We start from the raw sequence: 14,778 nt of genomic DNA on the forward strand, positions 1-14,778 counted from the left end.
ACGTTTTTTTGACTTGTTTGGACTAAGCCCATTGAGATTTATTATGGTGTCGGTTCATTGACGTAATGTCAGAGTGCCCATAAGCTCAAGTCAATACCGCAACACACCCCGCATCATCGCGCCACTTACTCATTGATTATCCTGGTTAAAAGGACGGCGTATGCGCACGACTCTGATTGTGAAATCGTTCTTTTTGTTGGTGCTGCTAAGCGGTGCCGCCCGCGCGGCTGATTCGTATATCAACCAGAGCAGTATCATTCCTGTTGCAACCGCGGGTTGGTTCTTCGCATTTGCAGTCGTGGGTTTTGTCGCCGTGGCCAATCGAAGAAAGATTTGAAAGACCGCTGTTACAGTCACTCAGGTAAGACCGCTTGAGTTGGCTTGTGAATTCGTCAAGCGTTGCTATATTGCCATTACCCTCTCGAAGTCTGGTCAACAGGGTTCGACGTGCCGCCTAGCGGCCGGCAGAGCGTGGCGCTTGCGGTGGTAACTGCGAAGTGGAGCGAGAGTTGGTGTGTTGTTCTCTTCAGTGCTCTAGTCGGGCCATTTGGCCGGAGGGACCCTCATGGTGCGTTCATTGTTCGCCGTCGTTGGCCTTGTTGCAATGTGGTCTGGTCAGTGCGCTGCCGCGCCCTCGGAATCGGCCTATCGCCTCAATCCCGGCGATGTGGTGATGGTCTCGGTCTGGCAGGAGGACAGCCTCAAGCAGGAGGCAACCGTGCTCCCCGATGGCAGCATCACGTTCCCACTGGCGGGCCGCATAGATGTTGCAGGGCTGGATGTGGCCTCGGTTGAAAAACAAGTGGCCAGCAAACTTGAAAAGTTCCTGCCCGACCCGAACGTCAGCGTGGTGGTCAAGAGTAACGCGGGCAACTTGGTGTATGTCCAAGGCAAGGTCATAAAGCCCGGCCCTGTGCAAATGTCAGGCCCCACGGCCGTGCTGCAGGCGTTGAGCATGTCGGGTGGGTTGGACAAGTTTGCCGATGAAAGCGAAATAATGGTCGTGCGTGGCACCGGCACGTCCCAACGAATCTTGCCCGTGCGATACAAGGACCTGGTGACGGGCCGCGACATGTCTACAAATTTCCAACTTCAGGCCGGTGACACACTGGTCGTTCCTTGATCATGCCTTTTAATAAGTAGACTTGATGCCTCTTCCAAGAACAACACGCATTGCCGCGGCAATTGTGGTCTTGCCGCTTGCGCACTCAACCCAGGCCGCTACCTGGCAGTCGACGATGGTGGTACCGACTTCGGTCGAACACGACAGCAACCCGCTGTTGCTATCGTCGGGCGAGAAAGGGGTGACACGTACCCTGATCGCACCTGACTACACCCTGATCGGCAGTTTCGGCCGCGATGAACTCCGGTTGGGTCTGGGCCTGGACATTCTGCGCTCCTCCGACACCAACGTCGTCGACGACCGTGAAGACCCGGACATCAGCCTGGGCTGGCAACGCACCACCGAACGGGGGCAGTTCGGGCTCCTGGCACGCTACAACGAAACCTCGACGCTGTCGGGGACCGTACTCGATACGGGCGTAGTCACCACCGATGGCACGCAGAAGCTGTACACCTTGACGGGTAACTGGCGCCAGGCGATCACCGAACTCAGTACCCTGAGCAACGAAACGACCTATAACCGCGCCCGTTACGATATCAACAGCCTCACCGGCTACGACGAGCTGGCCACTACCCTGACCTGGACCTATGCCTGGAGCGAGCGCACCGATGTCTATACCCGCTTCGGTGCTCGGCGTTATGAACCCGATGACGACCTGACCGCCACGGCCTCCAACAGCTACAGCCCGGCGGTGGGCATCAAGTACCAGTTCTCCGAGTCACTGAGCGCCGATGCACACCTGGGCGTCAACAAGGTGTCGGGCAGCCAAGGGGGCCGGCGCGGGGAGGGCGGCGTGGCGCTGCTGTACACCGGGGCACGCAGCGATGCCAGCCTGACGGTCGAGCGCAGCACCGTGGCCAGTGCCCAAGGCGGCTTCGCCCAGCTCGATCAGGTGCGTGGGGTCTGGAGCTATGCCCTCGACCCGTTGACCCGTTTAGGCGCCGACGCCGCCTGGCAGGACAGTAAGGGCCAGATACCCAATACCTTGCAGATCTACAGCCTCTGGGCCAGCCGCCAATTGTCCCCCTATTGGGACGTGCGCCTGGCGCTGACCTACAAGGAGCGCAAGCAGGACCTTGACGGCGATGCGACCGCCACGATCGTTGGCTTGACCCTGACATACCGCTATCCCGATATCTGAACCGCTTGCAGGTGGCCCCATGAAGTCCGATTACGAGCTCTCCCTCAGAGATTACATCGCCATTATCAAGGACCGGGCCGTGGTGTTGGGGGTCAGCGCAGCCGTCATCCTGGCCGCCACCGTCGCCGTGGCGTTGATGGTGCCACCGATCTACCAGTCCACCGGCACGATCCTGGTGGAGTCCCAGCAGATCTCACCCGAACTGGTGTCGACCAACACCACCAGCTTTGCCGACGAGCGCATCGAAGTTATTCGCCAGCGGGTGATGACGCGGGAAAACCTACTGCGCATCATCGACAAGTACGGCCTGTTTGCTGACAAGCGCTTGAGCGAAAGCGACAAGATCGACCAGATGCGTAACGCCATCGCGGTCCAGACGTTGACCACTTTCGTGCGTGGGCGCGGCGAGGCGACGGTGGCCTTCAACGTGTCCTTCGAACATCGTCAACCCGAGCTGGCCAAGGAAGTCGCCGATGAACTGGTGACACTGTTTCTCAACGAAAACCTCAAGCAGCGCACGGAGCGGGCCAACGAGACCACCGAGTTTCTGACCCAGGAGGCGAACAAGCTGGGGGCAGAACTGGCCAGCTTGGAGAACCAGTTGGCTGACTTCAAGCAGGCCCATGCCAACGCGTTGCCTGAGCATCAGACGCTGCGCATGAACATGCTTTCGCGGGCAGAACTCGAGTTCCGCGAGGTAGACCGCGACTACAAGGCGGCGCAGGAGGAACTGCGCTACCTGGAGCTTGAGCTGTCCGCCGCCAATGCCGGCCTTGGTACCAAAACCGGGGAGGGCGCGCGTCCAGCGGGCGCGGATCAGCCTCAGGACCTGGCCAGCCTGAAGGCCGAATACGCCCGCTTGTTGACCCGCTACAAGGAAGCGCACCCCGATGTGGCAGCGGTCAAACGCAAGATTCAAGCGCTGGAGGCCAGCGGCCAGACCGGTAGCGTGGCCTCGACGGTGAGCCTGGATGCGGCACGCGTACGGGCCAAGATGAGCGCCGCACAGGTGCGCATTGCCTCGCTGGCCGAGCAGAAGCGCGAGTTGACCCGCAAGATGGAAGGGTACGAAGCCGAGATTCTCGAAGCGCCGCAGGTTGAGCGCGGCCTGGTGACGCTGATGCGCGACCATGACAACGCGCGCAAGAAATACGAGGAGATCCGGGCCAAGGAAATGGGCGCCAAGATCACCGAGAGCCTTGAGCAGGAAAACAAGGCCGAGCGTTTCGTACTGCTCGAACCGCCCTTGATGCCCGAGAAGCCTGTCAAGCCCAACCGCAAGAAAATCGCGGCACTGGGGCTGGTGCTGGCACCGGCAGGTGGTGGGGCGCTGGTCATGTTGCTGGAGATGCTCAACCAACGGGTGCGGGGCGTGGGCGCCCTTGAGAACCTGCTGGGCAGGCGCGTGCTGGTGGCGCTGCCTTACATCGATACCCGCGCCGACGTGGCCAGGCGCAAGCGCTGGCGCAACGGCCTGATTCTGGCAGCGTTGTGTCTGGTGGCTATCCTGGTAGGGCTGGTACACCTCTTCTACATGCCGCTGGATGTGCTGTTGCTCAAGCTCACCTCCAGGTTTGCATAGGAAAGCAGTGATGGACAGGAATACACCGGCTTATGGCAATACCCTTCACCCGGTCACTCCAGGTACGCCCCAGGCCGTGACCCCGGCACCTGGCACCGCGCTTGCCGAAGTCCCGGGGCAGTTCGACTACGTCAATACCAAGGTGGTGGCGCTCAAGGCCGACCACTTGGAACGTCATCGCATCGTTGCCTACAACAAGAACTCCAGCATGAATGGGCCCATTGACCTGCTGCGTACCCAGGTGCTCAGGACCATGGAGGAAAATGGCTGGCGTACCCTGGCCATTACTTCCCCCACCCCCGAAGCGGGCAAGACGGTACTGGCTATCAACCTGGCCATGAGCATTGCCCACTACACCACCCGCACGGCCTTGCTGGTGGATTTCGACCTGCGGCGCCCCCGCGTCGGCAGAAGCCTGGGGTTACCCATGGACTGCTCGTTGAACGAGTTTCTCGATGACCAGGCGCCATTGCAGGATTGCCTGGTGAACCCGACATTGCCTCGCTTCGTCGTACTGCCGACGCGGGTGCCGGTCCCCATGTCGACCGAAGTATTGTGCTCACCCAAGGTCACCCACCTGGTCAGCGACCTGCGCAATCGCTATGCCTCGCGTATCTGCATCTTCGACTTGCCACCGCTGCTCAGCTCCGACGATGCGATCACCGTGCTGCCCACGTTCGACTGCGTGCTGTTGGTGGTGGCCAACGGCATGAACACCAAAAAAGAGATCGAGGACTGCTTGCACCATCTGGGCACGGCGAACCTGATTGGCACCGTCCTGAACAAGGCCGACGAAAAACCGCAGCCCTACTACTGAGCGCGTTCAGGGGCGTCACCACGCAGCCCCTGGCAGACGCTCAACGCCACGACATCGCAGGCCACGGGTACTGTCGCTCCCACTGCCAGGCGTGGGCCACGATCACTTCCAGCTCCGCGTGCACAGGCCGCCAACCCAGCACCTGCATGGCCTTGCTGGCATCGGCCACCAGTCGAGGCGGGTCGCCTGCGCGGCGCGGTGCATCCAGCGCGGTGATGGGGCGGCCCGTCACGGCCCTGGCCGCATCAATGACCTCCTGCACCGAGAACCCCTGGCCATTGCCCAGGTTGAACACTGCACGTTCACCGCCTTCGAGCAGGTAGTCCACGGCCAGTGCATGGGCGCAGGCCAGATCAGTCACATGGACGTAATCGCGGATGCACGTGCCGTCGGGGGTGGGGTAGTCCCGGCCGAACACCGTGACTGCCTCGCGCCGGCCCGAGGCGGCCTGGAGGATGAGCGGGATCAGGTGTGTCTCCGGCTCATGGCGCTCGCCGAGCATTCCGGCCGGGTCGGCGCCTGCGGCATTGAAATAGCGCAGGCACACCGACTTGAGCCCATAGGCCCGATCGAAGTCCTCAAGAATCTGTTCCACCATCCACTTGCTCAGCCCATACGGGTTGATCGGCGACTTGGGATGGGCCTCGTCGATGGGCACGTACTGCGGATCCCCGTACACAGCCGCTGTGGAGGAGAAAATCAGGCACTTGATACCTGCGTTGACCATCGCCTGCAGCAGCGACAGGGTAGCGGCGACGTTGTTCTGGTAATACTTGCCCGGTGCGCTGACCGATTCGCCCACCTGGATGAACGAGGCAAAATGAAACACCGCGTCGAACGTGCACATGCCGAACAGCACGTTGAGCGCAGCTTCATCGGCGATATCCAATCGGGCCCACTGAATGCCCGGCCCTGGCGATACCAGGTCCGCTACAACCACTGAATGCCCGGCAGCCAACAGATAGCCGACCATGTGCGAGCCAATGTAGCCCGAGCCCCCCACCACCAGGTACCTCATCCACACCTCCACGAAGCCGCTGTCGACAGACACCGTGAACCGTCCCTGGAACATGCAGGCGGGATGCTCGGCTAACAGGTGCCCTGAGCGTAGATGGCCATCTGCCCTATTTCAAGAACAGCCAATTGGACATGTAGGTGCCGTCCAGGATGATGTGATAACGCCCATCTCGGTAGCTGGCGGGCAGGGGTTTGAGCTGCGCCTGGGCATCGCGGGCGAACAGTTTCAACCCAGCAGGCGCCTTGATGCTCAGCTCGGCCTTGAGCGGCTCGACATGAAAGCGTGTGTTTTGCTCAGGCTGGGGCACCGCTCGCGTGCCCAGGGACACCAGCATGCTGCGCGACTGGCCTAGCACGACCCCGTCGAGGCTTTGCACGGCGACACTGGCGTAGGGCGTGCTCGCCTGCACCTGGACATCAGCCAACGTGATCGTGCGCCCGCCCAGCCAGCCCGTCACCGCTTGGGTGAGCGGGGTGTCGATGGTGTAGAGGCCCGACTGCCAGTTGCGCTTGAGCTCGCCGGTATCGCTCACCGACTCAGTCGCGTCTGCCGGCAGCAACGCCTGGGCAGGATCGTGCAGCACGGTAGCTCCGTCAGCGATGGCAGCAGGTTTGAGCCAGGGCAACTCGGGCGTGGCAGGCAAGGCGATCTGCAGCTGGCCCAGACCAACCGCCGTGCGCAGCAGCGCCGAAGTACGCGGGGTGATCTCCTGATTGAACAAGGTATCGGGGCTGGGCGCGAATACGTAGTGGGTACTGGCGGGTCGAACGTCCCCGCGCCGATACATCAGCGCCGCAGCCGGCAGGGTGGCAAGCAATGCCGGATCATTGTAGGCATGCCAGTTGTCTGCCGTGCGCCAGCCGGGGTTGAACGCCTGTTGACTGTAGGCGTACTGCAGCATGGCGTCCCAACCCTGGTGGCTGGCGGTGCCGGCGATATACAGCGGCAGGGAGTGCCGGTCAGGCAACGGGAATGGCTCGGCGTTCCATTCGCTGACCGTCAACGGCTTGCCCACGACCTGGGCGGCGGCCAGCCAGTCGATCAAACCATCACTGGTCAGCGGGTTCTTCTCCAGCTGGCCGCTGGCACCGTAGCTGTGGGCATCGATGACATCACCCACCGTGAGGGCGGGCAGGGCACTCAGGCCATTGCCTCCCCAGGTGCTGGTGGTGGCGATCGGCACTCTTACCCCTAGGGCGCGCAGGTGCGCGATCATGTCGGCATTGAAGCGCTGCTCGAGGTCGTTGAGAAACAGCTTGGAGGGGCCAGGCTGCCAGGCCCGCCAGGTCAGGTCTGCGGGCAGGTCGTGCTGGCTGGCGAACGCTTTGGCAGCGGCCATGTAACGCTGACTGTGGCGGGGCACATCCTTGTCCGGGAGCAGGGCGTTGCCGTAGTGCTGGGTGATGTCGTTCTCGTTGGTGAGCAGGATAGCCGCGATGGCGGGGTCATCTTTGTAAGCCAGCCCTGTCAGGGGGTTTACATGGGCCAGGTACTGAGTGGCAAAGCGTTTCATCGCCTGCTGGATGCTGCCGTTGACGTAGGCGTAGCCCTTCAGGTCGACCCGCGCTTCGCCCTTGGCCAGTTCGCCAAAGTCATCGATACCGTCCTGGGCGGTCAGGGCGCGTTGCACGTGCAGGTCCAGCCAGATGTAGATGCCCTCGTCCTTCAGCGCCTTGATCCAGAGGTCAAGCTTGCGCATGGACTCGGCGTCCACCTGTTGGGTGTTGCGTACCAGCGTACCGTCACCAAATACATTGGGGCTCACCCAGGGCGAGTCGTGATGGTGCAGCCGTACAAGGTTGAAGCCCAGCGCTGACAGGCGTTTGGCCTGCTGGACAATCTCCTCGTCAGGGCTCTTGAACAGGGCGTAGGCCGACAGGTTGGTGCCCCAGAACCGCGCGGGCGTGTTGTCCTCGAACACCAGCTGTTCACCGGACGCCTTGACGAAGCCGTGTTTGCCGGCGGGTTTTTGCTGCGCATTGAGAAACGACAGGTCCACCGGTGATGTGCGCCAGTCCAACTGGTCCAGTGGCCAGGCCTTTGGGTCCACCAGGCCGAAGCGCTCGGTTGGCGTGGGCGCCAGTGCGATGTCCCCCGTCACGTTCAGCGTGGCCTTGAGCTGTTGCTTGCCGGGGGCGATGTCGTCTTTGTAGAAGAAGGCGCGCAGCTCCGAGGGGTTGCCGCGCTCGAAGTAGACCTTGGCCAAGGGTGGGTCGAAACGCATCTCTACACGCCGGCCCTGTTCGGCACCGCCCCAGGACCACCCGCGGTTACCGGCCAGCAGTTGCGGGGCACCCATGACCCCTGCGATCTGCGCCGGGTCGAACTGGAACACCATGCCGCCGCCTATCACATCGCGCTGGCGGCTATGGGCATCAAGGTCGAAGTCCCACGCCAAGGTTTGCGGTTGCACCTGGGTGATTGCCGCCTTGAGCTCGAAATCCAGGGCCTTGTTCTGCCCCTGCAAGGTGTAGCGTGCCGGGGCATCGACGCTCAGGGCCGTCTGGAAACCCGTCCAGCTCCAGGCCTGCGCCCAGAAGTCGAACTTGGCGCTCATCACCGGCCCGCCACCCTGTGTTACCACCGGCAGGCCGTTCTGCTCATCGATGCTGACCTGCCACGCCTCGGCCTGAACGTTGATGGGCAAGGCCAGGGCGTACAGGGCGGTCAGGCTCAGCAGGGCACGCATGGCAGACAGGGTCATGAAAGGCTCCTGGGTTGCGCAGAGGGGATGTCGTAAGTGGGCGTAGCGAGCGCGTGCTGCCGGCGGGCCATGTGGGTGTAGGCCACAGCCAATCCGGCGATGGACCAGTACACCACCGGGATGAAGGTGATGCTGCTGACGGTGAAGATGATCACCAGGATGCCGATCAATGTCGCCAGCAACACCCGGCCAAGCTGGCGACGTTCGTCATCCTTGTCGTCGAAGCTGCGCATGGCCTTGTAGAGGCCGCGCAGCACCACGGCAAAAAAGGCCACGAACAATCCAAGCCCGACCAAGCCGACGTGCAGGGCCAAATTGATGTAGGAATTGACGATATCAATGATGCCTTCTCCCTGGATCATCGACTGCATTTCGGGCGTGTTGCGAAAATCGAACGAGCCGAACAACGGATTGCGCTGAATGACGATCCAGGCATTGTCCATGAGCCGCTCGCGGTAGGTGATGTTCTCTTTTTCAAGGTTGCCAATGAACGGCAGCAGGTCCAGCACTTTATCGCCACCGGGTATCACGCCTAGCAGCGGCAGTGCGAGCCCCCCCGCCGTAGCCAGCAGGGCCAGGCGCCGCACGGCACCCCTGCCCAGTGCCACGAACACCACCACGATCACCGCAGCGCCGATCCAGGGCCCGCGTGAGAGCGGCGCGAACAGACCGGCAGCCAGCAACAACGCGCCCATCCAGCGGTGCAACGGACGGCGCAGGTAACCTTGCACGAACAGGAACAGACCAATGGCGACGCTCATCACATAACCCAGCACGATGGCCTGGCCCGTGGTAACGCTGGCCCGCAGGGCACCGCCGCGGCTCAGGTAGCCTGACAGGCTCCAGGGCACACCCATGGCGTCGATCAGGGCGCTGTACAGCAACCAGTGGCGTACGTACTCGGCGACCCCGATCAACGCCAGCAGGAAACCGACCAGCACAAAGGCCAGCATGGCGTCCTTGAAGTCGCTGACCTGGCGCAACCCACGGCTGGCCACGTAGTAGGGCAGGAACACATCGACATACAGGTACAGCGTCTGGCGCAGGGTGTCGGTGGGCGTGGTTTCGCGCAAGTAGAGCACACTCATCAACACCAAGCTCGCTGCCAGCAGACGATCTGGCCAGGTGCGGCCGAAGCGCAGCGTGTCCGGCTGCCGACGCAGGGTCAGTGCGGCCGGTAGCAGCACGCACAGCGTCAACAGGCGGATGTGGTTGAGGTCGACCAGGTAGTTGACCACGCCGAACCCCGGTACCTGCGCCGCCGCCGGAGGGATCAGGAACAGCAGCAGGTAGAACAGCGCCATGGGGTTATGCTCACGGCGCCCGGCCAGGTACAGGATAAGCCCGCCTGCCGCCAGGTACAGCCAGAAGCTGTGGGAGATGAACGCCAGCACCGTCAGCAAAAACCACAGGTTGCGCCGGCGCTTGAAATCGCGCAGCGGGATCAGGTCGGTGGCAGGGCGCCGAGCCAGCACGAATACCACGCTGGCCAGAAACAGGATGACGATCAACGCGCGAAAATGTTCAGGCATCAGCTATTTACACCTTCCTTTCGGTGGGCCACGGCTAGCATCATGGCTAATTGAAACTATAGTGACTTTTAGCCATTCAGTCAGAGATTGAACCCATGCCGTCGATTGAGGTGTCAGCCACCACGAGCCTGCGCTCGCGGGCCTTGCGGGCGGGTTCATGGAACCTGGTCTCGCAAGTGGCTTCCCAACTGATGCGCCTGGGCGGCAACCTGATCATGGCGCGTATCCTGGTCCCGGAGATGTTCGGGGTCATGGTCATCGCCACCACGGTTTCGGTACTGCTTCACTTGCTCTCCGATGTGGGCCTGCGCCAGAACATCATCCAGAGTCACCGGGGTGACGACCCCGTTTTCCTCAACACGGCCTGGACCGTGCAGATCATTCGCGGCTTCATCCTGTTCGCCTTGACCCTGCTGCTGGCCTTAGGCGCGTGGCTGGCGCAGGTGGCTGAGCTATGGCCTGCGGACGCGACGTATGCGGCACCCGTGTTGCCGGCGGTGCTGGCCATCACCGGCCTGTCTGCCGTGATCTGGGGTTTTCAGTCCACCAAGATAGACGTGGCAGTGCGAACCTTCCAACAAAAGCGCGTGGTGCTGGTCGACCTGGCGTCCCAAGTCGCGGGCCTGCTGGTGATGCTTGTGGTGGGCTACCTGACCCATTCCATTTGGGCGCTGGTCAGCGCTGGCCTGGTGTCTGCCCTGGCCTGGACGGTGCTGGGCCACACTGCGCTGGAAGGCCCTGGCAACCGCTTGCACTGGGACCGCGCCGCCCTGAACGAGCTGATCGTGTTCGGGCGCTGGATCCTGCTGTCTTCGATGGTCGGGGTGCTGGCCATGTATGGTGACCGTATCTGGTTCGGTGCCAGCATGACGGCGGCGCAGCTGGGGGTGTACTCCATCGCGGTGTTGATCCTCGGTGCGGTGCAGATGGCCATCATGAAGGTGGTCGGCGCCGTGGCGCTGCCTGCGTTCAGCGAGGCGGCGCGTGCTGACGATCGCGAACGTCTGGTGGCCCTGTATCACCGTTTCCGGCTGTTGGTGGACCTGCTGGTGCTGTTCACCTGCGGGGGGTTTCTGACCGCCAGCCCGCTGCTGATTGGCTGGATGTACGACGAGCGGTACCGTGAAGCAGGGCCGATGCTCGCAATTCTCTCGCTGTCCTTCCTCACATTGCGCTATACATTGGCCCATCAGGTCTGGATCGCCTTGGGACTGACCAAGTACCAGGCCATGGACAACATCATCCGCCTGGTGTCGTTGTGGGGGTTGCTGCCGGTACTGCTGTATTTCGGTGGGGTGGACTGGGCGATCTGGGGCGTTGCCCTGCACACGCTGCCGACCCTGGTGTTAATCGTTTACGTGAACAGCAAACTGGGTATGTTCAGCCTCAAGCGCGAGCTTGCAGTGCTGCCGGCCCTTGTGGCCGGGGCGCTGTGCGGGGCTGGGCTGACCGCTTTGTTCGAGTGGATCTGAGCGCTACCTGTCGGAATTTTGTGAGGATGGCCAGGTGATCATGGGCAAGCAGAGCGTGTGTGCGTCACAGGTAGGTCGCAGAGGGTTTCTCAAGGGGTGCGCGGTGGTAGGGGCGACAGGCGCCGTGCTGGGCCCGATAACGGCGGTCGCCGGCCAAACGCTGCCACGGCACACCGCCGAGGCCAGCGAGGCGTTCGTGGTCATCAATGGCTGGGTATTGCCGTCCCAGTATTTCAAGAGCCCGTCGGCATGATCACCGATTTTCAGGAACACAAGACGCTGCGCGACAGCTACGACGTGTGCATCATCGGCGCCGGCCCGGCCGGCATCACGCTTGGGTTGCGCCTGGCGGCGGCTGGCTGGAGCGTGCTGCTGGCAGAGGGGGGTGGCCATGACTATGCACCTCGCTCTCAGGAGCTGTACGCCTGCACCTCCAGTGGGCTGCAACTGTATGCCGAACAGACCCGGCTGCGTTACCTGGGCGGTACTTCAAACCATTGGGCAGGCCGCTGCCGACCCTTTACCCCGTCCGATTTTTCCATCGCACCGCCAGGCGACCTGCCAGGCTGGCCCATTGCCTACGCCGAAATCGCGCGCTACCTGCCCGCCGCCATGGACATCGTCGATTTGCCCGCTGGTGCGGACTTTCACGCCATCAACACGGGTCTGGACGGCGAGGAGTTCGAACCGGACCGCTTCCTGCTCAGTACCCCAACCCGATTTGCCCAAAAGTACGCCACCGCCCTGGAACAAACCCCAGGGCTGGACGTATTCATCAATTGCAACTGCGTAGACCTGGAATTCGACCCCGCCTCTGGCCGACTCGCAGCGGTGCTGCTGTCAGACTACGCCGGCAACCGCCAGCGTCAGGTCGCGCGGCATTTCATCCTCGCCGCAGGCGCCATCGAGAACGCGCGGCAACTGCTCAACAGCACCTCCCTGGCAGCGGCCGGGGTGATTAGCCAGGACGGCTTGGTGGGCCGGTGTTTCATGGAGCACCTGAACATCGACATGGGCACGTTCATCCTCAAGTCAGGGCTTGATCCCGACCCGCGCGAGTACTACACCACCGACGCCTTCATCGAGCATTTCAAGATCGGCAAGGGCAATGTGCGCGCGGCCCTGCTGGCCGATGTGCAAACCTACGGCCGTACCGCCGAGGTCAAGTACTTTTTGGAAACCTTGGCCTGTGACATGGGCGTGGCCAGCAAGGTGGCCTTTGTCGCCAGCTTCAGCTGCCCAGGCGATGGCATCATCAGCACCATGATCGAACAGTTTCCAAGCCTGCACAGCCGGATCTCGTTGCTCGACGAGAAGGATGCGCTGGGCGTGGCCAAGGTCAACGTCAACTGGGTACTCGACGAGCAGGACCGGCATACGATCAAGTGCATCGGCACCGAGCTTGCGACCCAGTGGGCCAAGCAGAACCTGGGGTTCGTCAAACTCAACGACTTCGTCTACGACACCTCGGTACCGCTCAGGCTGTCGCCGCACGCCCACCACATGGGCACCACGCGCATGGCCGCCGACGCCCGTCATGGGGTGGTGGACCGCGACTGCAAAGTGTTCGGCACCGACAACCTGTATGCAGCCGGCAGCAGCATCTTCGCCACCGGCGGTGCCTCCAACCCGACCATGCCACTGTTGCAATTCGCCGTGCGCCTGGCCGAACACCTCGATGCCCGCATGAGCGCCCAGAGGAGCGCCGCGGCGTGATCCACCCGTTTTAGGACAAGGGGTGCGGCGGTCAGCACACACAAGAACGAGACCGGCGGCGCCCAGGGATAACTCAGGTTGCATCGATTGCGAGGCCAGGCAGCATGATGGGATGGATACGCAGAGCCGTAATGCAGTATGCCCACCGCACGGGGCGGGCACGCGGTTTGTACAAGAAGATGTGCAACCCTGCGGGGCTGGAATGGGGCACCTACCTGGCCCGCTGGGGCGGTTTTCACTCGGTGGGCACCAACGTCTACATCAACCAGGGTTGCAACGTGACCGATCCATCGCTGGTGCGCATCGGCAACAGCGTGGGCCTGTCCGATTGCACCCTCATTGGCCATGACGGCGTCGTGCTGCTGATCGAGCACCGCTTCGGCAAGCACCTGGACTCGGTCGGCTTCATCGACATCAAGGACAACTGTTTCATCGGTCACGGCGCAATCGTCATGCCGCGCGTGACCATCGGCCCGGACTCCGTCGTGGCCGCCGGGGCCGTGGTGACCAAGGACGTGCCGCCTGGCACTGTCTACGGGGGTAACCCCGCGGCCTTCATCTGCACCACCGATGCGCTGATCAAACGGGTGGAAGCCCGCTGCGAAGCCTATCCCTGGATCGACATCGTCAAGCAGCGCAAGGGCGCCTTCGACCCGCAGGTGGAGCCCATGCTGATGGCCCAGCGGCGCCAGTACTTCTTCGGGGACAGCGACAATGGCTAAGCCGGTGGATGTGATGGTGGTCAATTTCAACACGGCCGGTTTGCTGCAGCCCATGTTCGATGCCTTGCGCAGCGCCGACAGCGAGCATCTGGCGCGCTACCTGGTGGTGGATAACGCCTCGGCCGACGACTCACTTGCACGCCTGACCCAGGTCTGCCCTCAGGCAGTGGTGCTTAGCAACCAGAAGAACGTAGGGTTTGGTCGTGCCAACAACCAGTTGCTGGCGCACCTGCAAGGCCAGTACGCCCTGCTGCTCAATACTGACGCTTTCATGGCCCAGGACGCGCTGCACAAAACGCTGGACTACATGCAGGCGCATCCGGAATGTGGCGTGCTCGGTGTTCGGCTCGAAGGTCGCGATGGCAGCCTGCAACCGAGCTGCCGGTATTTTCCGACGCCGCTCAACGTGTTTCTCGCCCGCACCGGGCTCGAACGCTTCGTCCCCGGCGTACAGCGCGTCGACGACATGAGCTGGGATCATGGCTCGGTGCGCGAATGCGATTGGCTGCCTGGATGTTTCTATCTGGTGCGCCGCGAAGTCCTTGACCAGGTGGGGCTGTTCGACCCCCGTTTCTTTCTGTATTACGAAGAGGTCGACCACTGCAAGCGCGTCAAGGCCGCGGGCTGGAAGGTGGTGTTCTACCCGCACACCACGGTGGTGCATATCGGCGGCGAGAGCTCCAAGTCGGTGGCCCAGCTCGAAGCCGCGAGCCGGCAGATATCCACTTATCAGATCGAAAGCGAGCTGCTGTACTTTCGCAAGCACCACGGCCGCGCGGGCCTTGCCCTGCATATGGGGCTGGTGAGCCTGGGTGACGTGATACTGGCGCTCAAGGCGATGATCAAGCGGCGCGGGCGGGAGGCCTTGAAGGCCTGCTGGCTGCACAGCCGCACCACGTGGGCATTGCTGTTCAAAACCCGCTACGCCACCCAGCCGACAAGGTAGCGCGC

Annotated in this window: 13 protein-coding genes; 10 read left to right on the forward strand and 3 right to left on the reverse strand. The window is 62.4% G+C overall.

The window, feature by feature from the left end; genetic code table 11:
• Positions 1 to 160 precede the first annotated feature (160 nt).
• The 5 genes from eppA to ACK59L_RS11425 all read left to right on the forward strand — a co-directional run bounded on the left by eppA (position 161) and on the right by ACK59L_RS11425 (position 4,663).
• A complete protein-coding gene (gene eppA, locus ACK59L_RS11405; protein WP_193755012.1) occupies positions 161 to 337 on the forward strand; it encodes an EPS-associated small membrane protein EppA in 177 nt (58 codons plus the stop codon).
• 228 nt (positions 338 to 565) lie between these two features.
• The gene (locus ACK59L_RS11410; RefSeq protein ID WP_058604644.1) at positions 566 to 1,123 is read left to right on the forward strand and encodes a polysaccharide biosynthesis/export family protein; all 558 of its coding nucleotides are present in this window, start codon (positions 566 to 568) and stop codon (positions 1,121 to 1,123) included.
• A gap of 25 nt (positions 1,124 to 1,148) precedes the next feature.
• On the forward strand, positions 1,149 to 2,264 hold the full coding sequence (locus ACK59L_RS11415; protein ID WP_409273658.1) for a hypothetical protein: 1,116 nt from the start codon (positions 1,149 to 1,151) through the stop codon (positions 2,262 to 2,264).
• A 19-nt stretch (positions 2,265 to 2,283) separates the two neighbouring features.
• On the forward strand, positions 2,284 to 3,846 hold the full coding sequence (locus ACK59L_RS11420) for a Wzz/FepE/Etk N-terminal domain-containing protein (protein WP_058604642.1): 1,563 nt from the start codon (positions 2,284 to 2,286) through the stop codon (positions 3,844 to 3,846).
• 10 nt (positions 3,847 to 3,856) lie between these two features.
• On the forward strand, positions 3,857 to 4,663 hold the full coding sequence (locus ACK59L_RS11425; protein WP_058604641.1) for a CpsD/CapB family tyrosine-protein kinase: 807 nt from the start codon (positions 3,857 to 3,859) through the stop codon (positions 4,661 to 4,663).
• Between the two features lie 40 nt (positions 4,664 to 4,703).
• Here ACK59L_RS11425 and galE read toward each other — a convergent pair whose 3' ends face one another.
• The 3 genes from galE to ACK59L_RS11440 all read right to left on the reverse strand — a co-directional run bounded on the left by galE (position 4,704) and on the right by ACK59L_RS11440 (position 9,917).
• The gene (galE, locus tag ACK59L_RS11430) at positions 4,704 to 5,681 is read right to left on the reverse strand and encodes a UDP-glucose 4-epimerase GalE (RefSeq protein ID WP_409273699.1); all 978 of its coding nucleotides are present in this window, start codon (positions 5,679 to 5,681) and stop codon (positions 4,704 to 4,706) included.
• A 106-nt stretch (positions 5,682 to 5,787) separates the two neighbouring features.
• Entirely contained in the window at positions 5,788 to 8,385 is a 2,598-nt protein-coding gene (locus tag ACK59L_RS11435) for a cellulase family glycosylhydrolase (protein ID WP_409273661.1), read from the reverse strand.
• The gene (locus tag ACK59L_RS11440; RefSeq protein ID WP_409273663.1) at positions 8,382 to 9,917 is read right to left on the reverse strand and encodes an O-antigen ligase family protein; all 1,536 of its coding nucleotides are present in this window, start codon (positions 9,915 to 9,917) and stop codon (positions 8,382 to 8,384) included. Before ACK59L_RS11440 ends, ACK59L_RS11435 begins: the two co-directional genes overlap by 4 nt.
• Positions 9,918 to 10,012: 95 nt before the next feature.
• On the opposite strand from ACK59L_RS11440, the gene ACK59L_RS11445 reads away from it, so the two are divergent.
• The 5 genes from ACK59L_RS11445 to ACK59L_RS11465 all read left to right on the forward strand — a co-directional run bounded on the left by ACK59L_RS11445 (position 10,013) and on the right by ACK59L_RS11465 (position 14,773).
• Positions 10,013 to 11,389 carry an oligosaccharide flippase family protein gene (locus tag ACK59L_RS11445; RefSeq protein ID WP_196135857.1) on the forward strand — a complete coding sequence of 459 codons (1,377 nt, stop codon included), beginning with the start codon at positions 10,013 to 10,015 and terminating at the stop codon, positions 11,387 to 11,389.
• A gap of 40 nt (positions 11,390 to 11,429) precedes the next feature.
• A complete protein-coding gene (locus ACK59L_RS11450; RefSeq protein WP_196135858.1) occupies positions 11,430 to 11,642 on the forward strand; it encodes a twin-arginine translocation signal domain-containing protein in 213 nt (70 codons plus the stop codon).
• The gene (locus ACK59L_RS11455) at positions 11,639 to 13,105 is read left to right on the forward strand and encodes an FAD-dependent oxidoreductase (protein ID WP_409273665.1); all 1,467 of its coding nucleotides are present in this window, start codon (positions 11,639 to 11,641) and stop codon (positions 13,103 to 13,105) included. The genes ACK59L_RS11450 and ACK59L_RS11455 overlap by 4 nt, the downstream gene beginning before the upstream one ends.
• Positions 13,106 to 13,209: 104 nt before the next feature.
• The gene (locus ACK59L_RS11460; RefSeq protein ID WP_027916342.1) at positions 13,210 to 13,827 is read left to right on the forward strand and encodes an acyltransferase; all 618 of its coding nucleotides are present in this window, start codon (positions 13,210 to 13,212) and stop codon (positions 13,825 to 13,827) included.
• The gene (locus tag ACK59L_RS11465) at positions 13,820 to 14,773 is read left to right on the forward strand and encodes a glycosyltransferase family 2 protein (RefSeq protein ID WP_409273667.1); all 954 of its coding nucleotides are present in this window, start codon (positions 13,820 to 13,822) and stop codon (positions 14,771 to 14,773) included. The genes ACK59L_RS11460 and ACK59L_RS11465 overlap by 8 nt, the downstream gene beginning before the upstream one ends.
• The last annotated feature ends 5 nt before the right edge of the window (positions 14,774 to 14,778 follow it).

Source organism: Pseudomonas sp. KCJK9111, from assembly GCF_046231935.1.
Lineage (GTDB): Bacteria > Pseudomonadota > Gammaproteobacteria > Pseudomonadales > Pseudomonadaceae > Aquipseudomonas > Aquipseudomonas parafulva_B.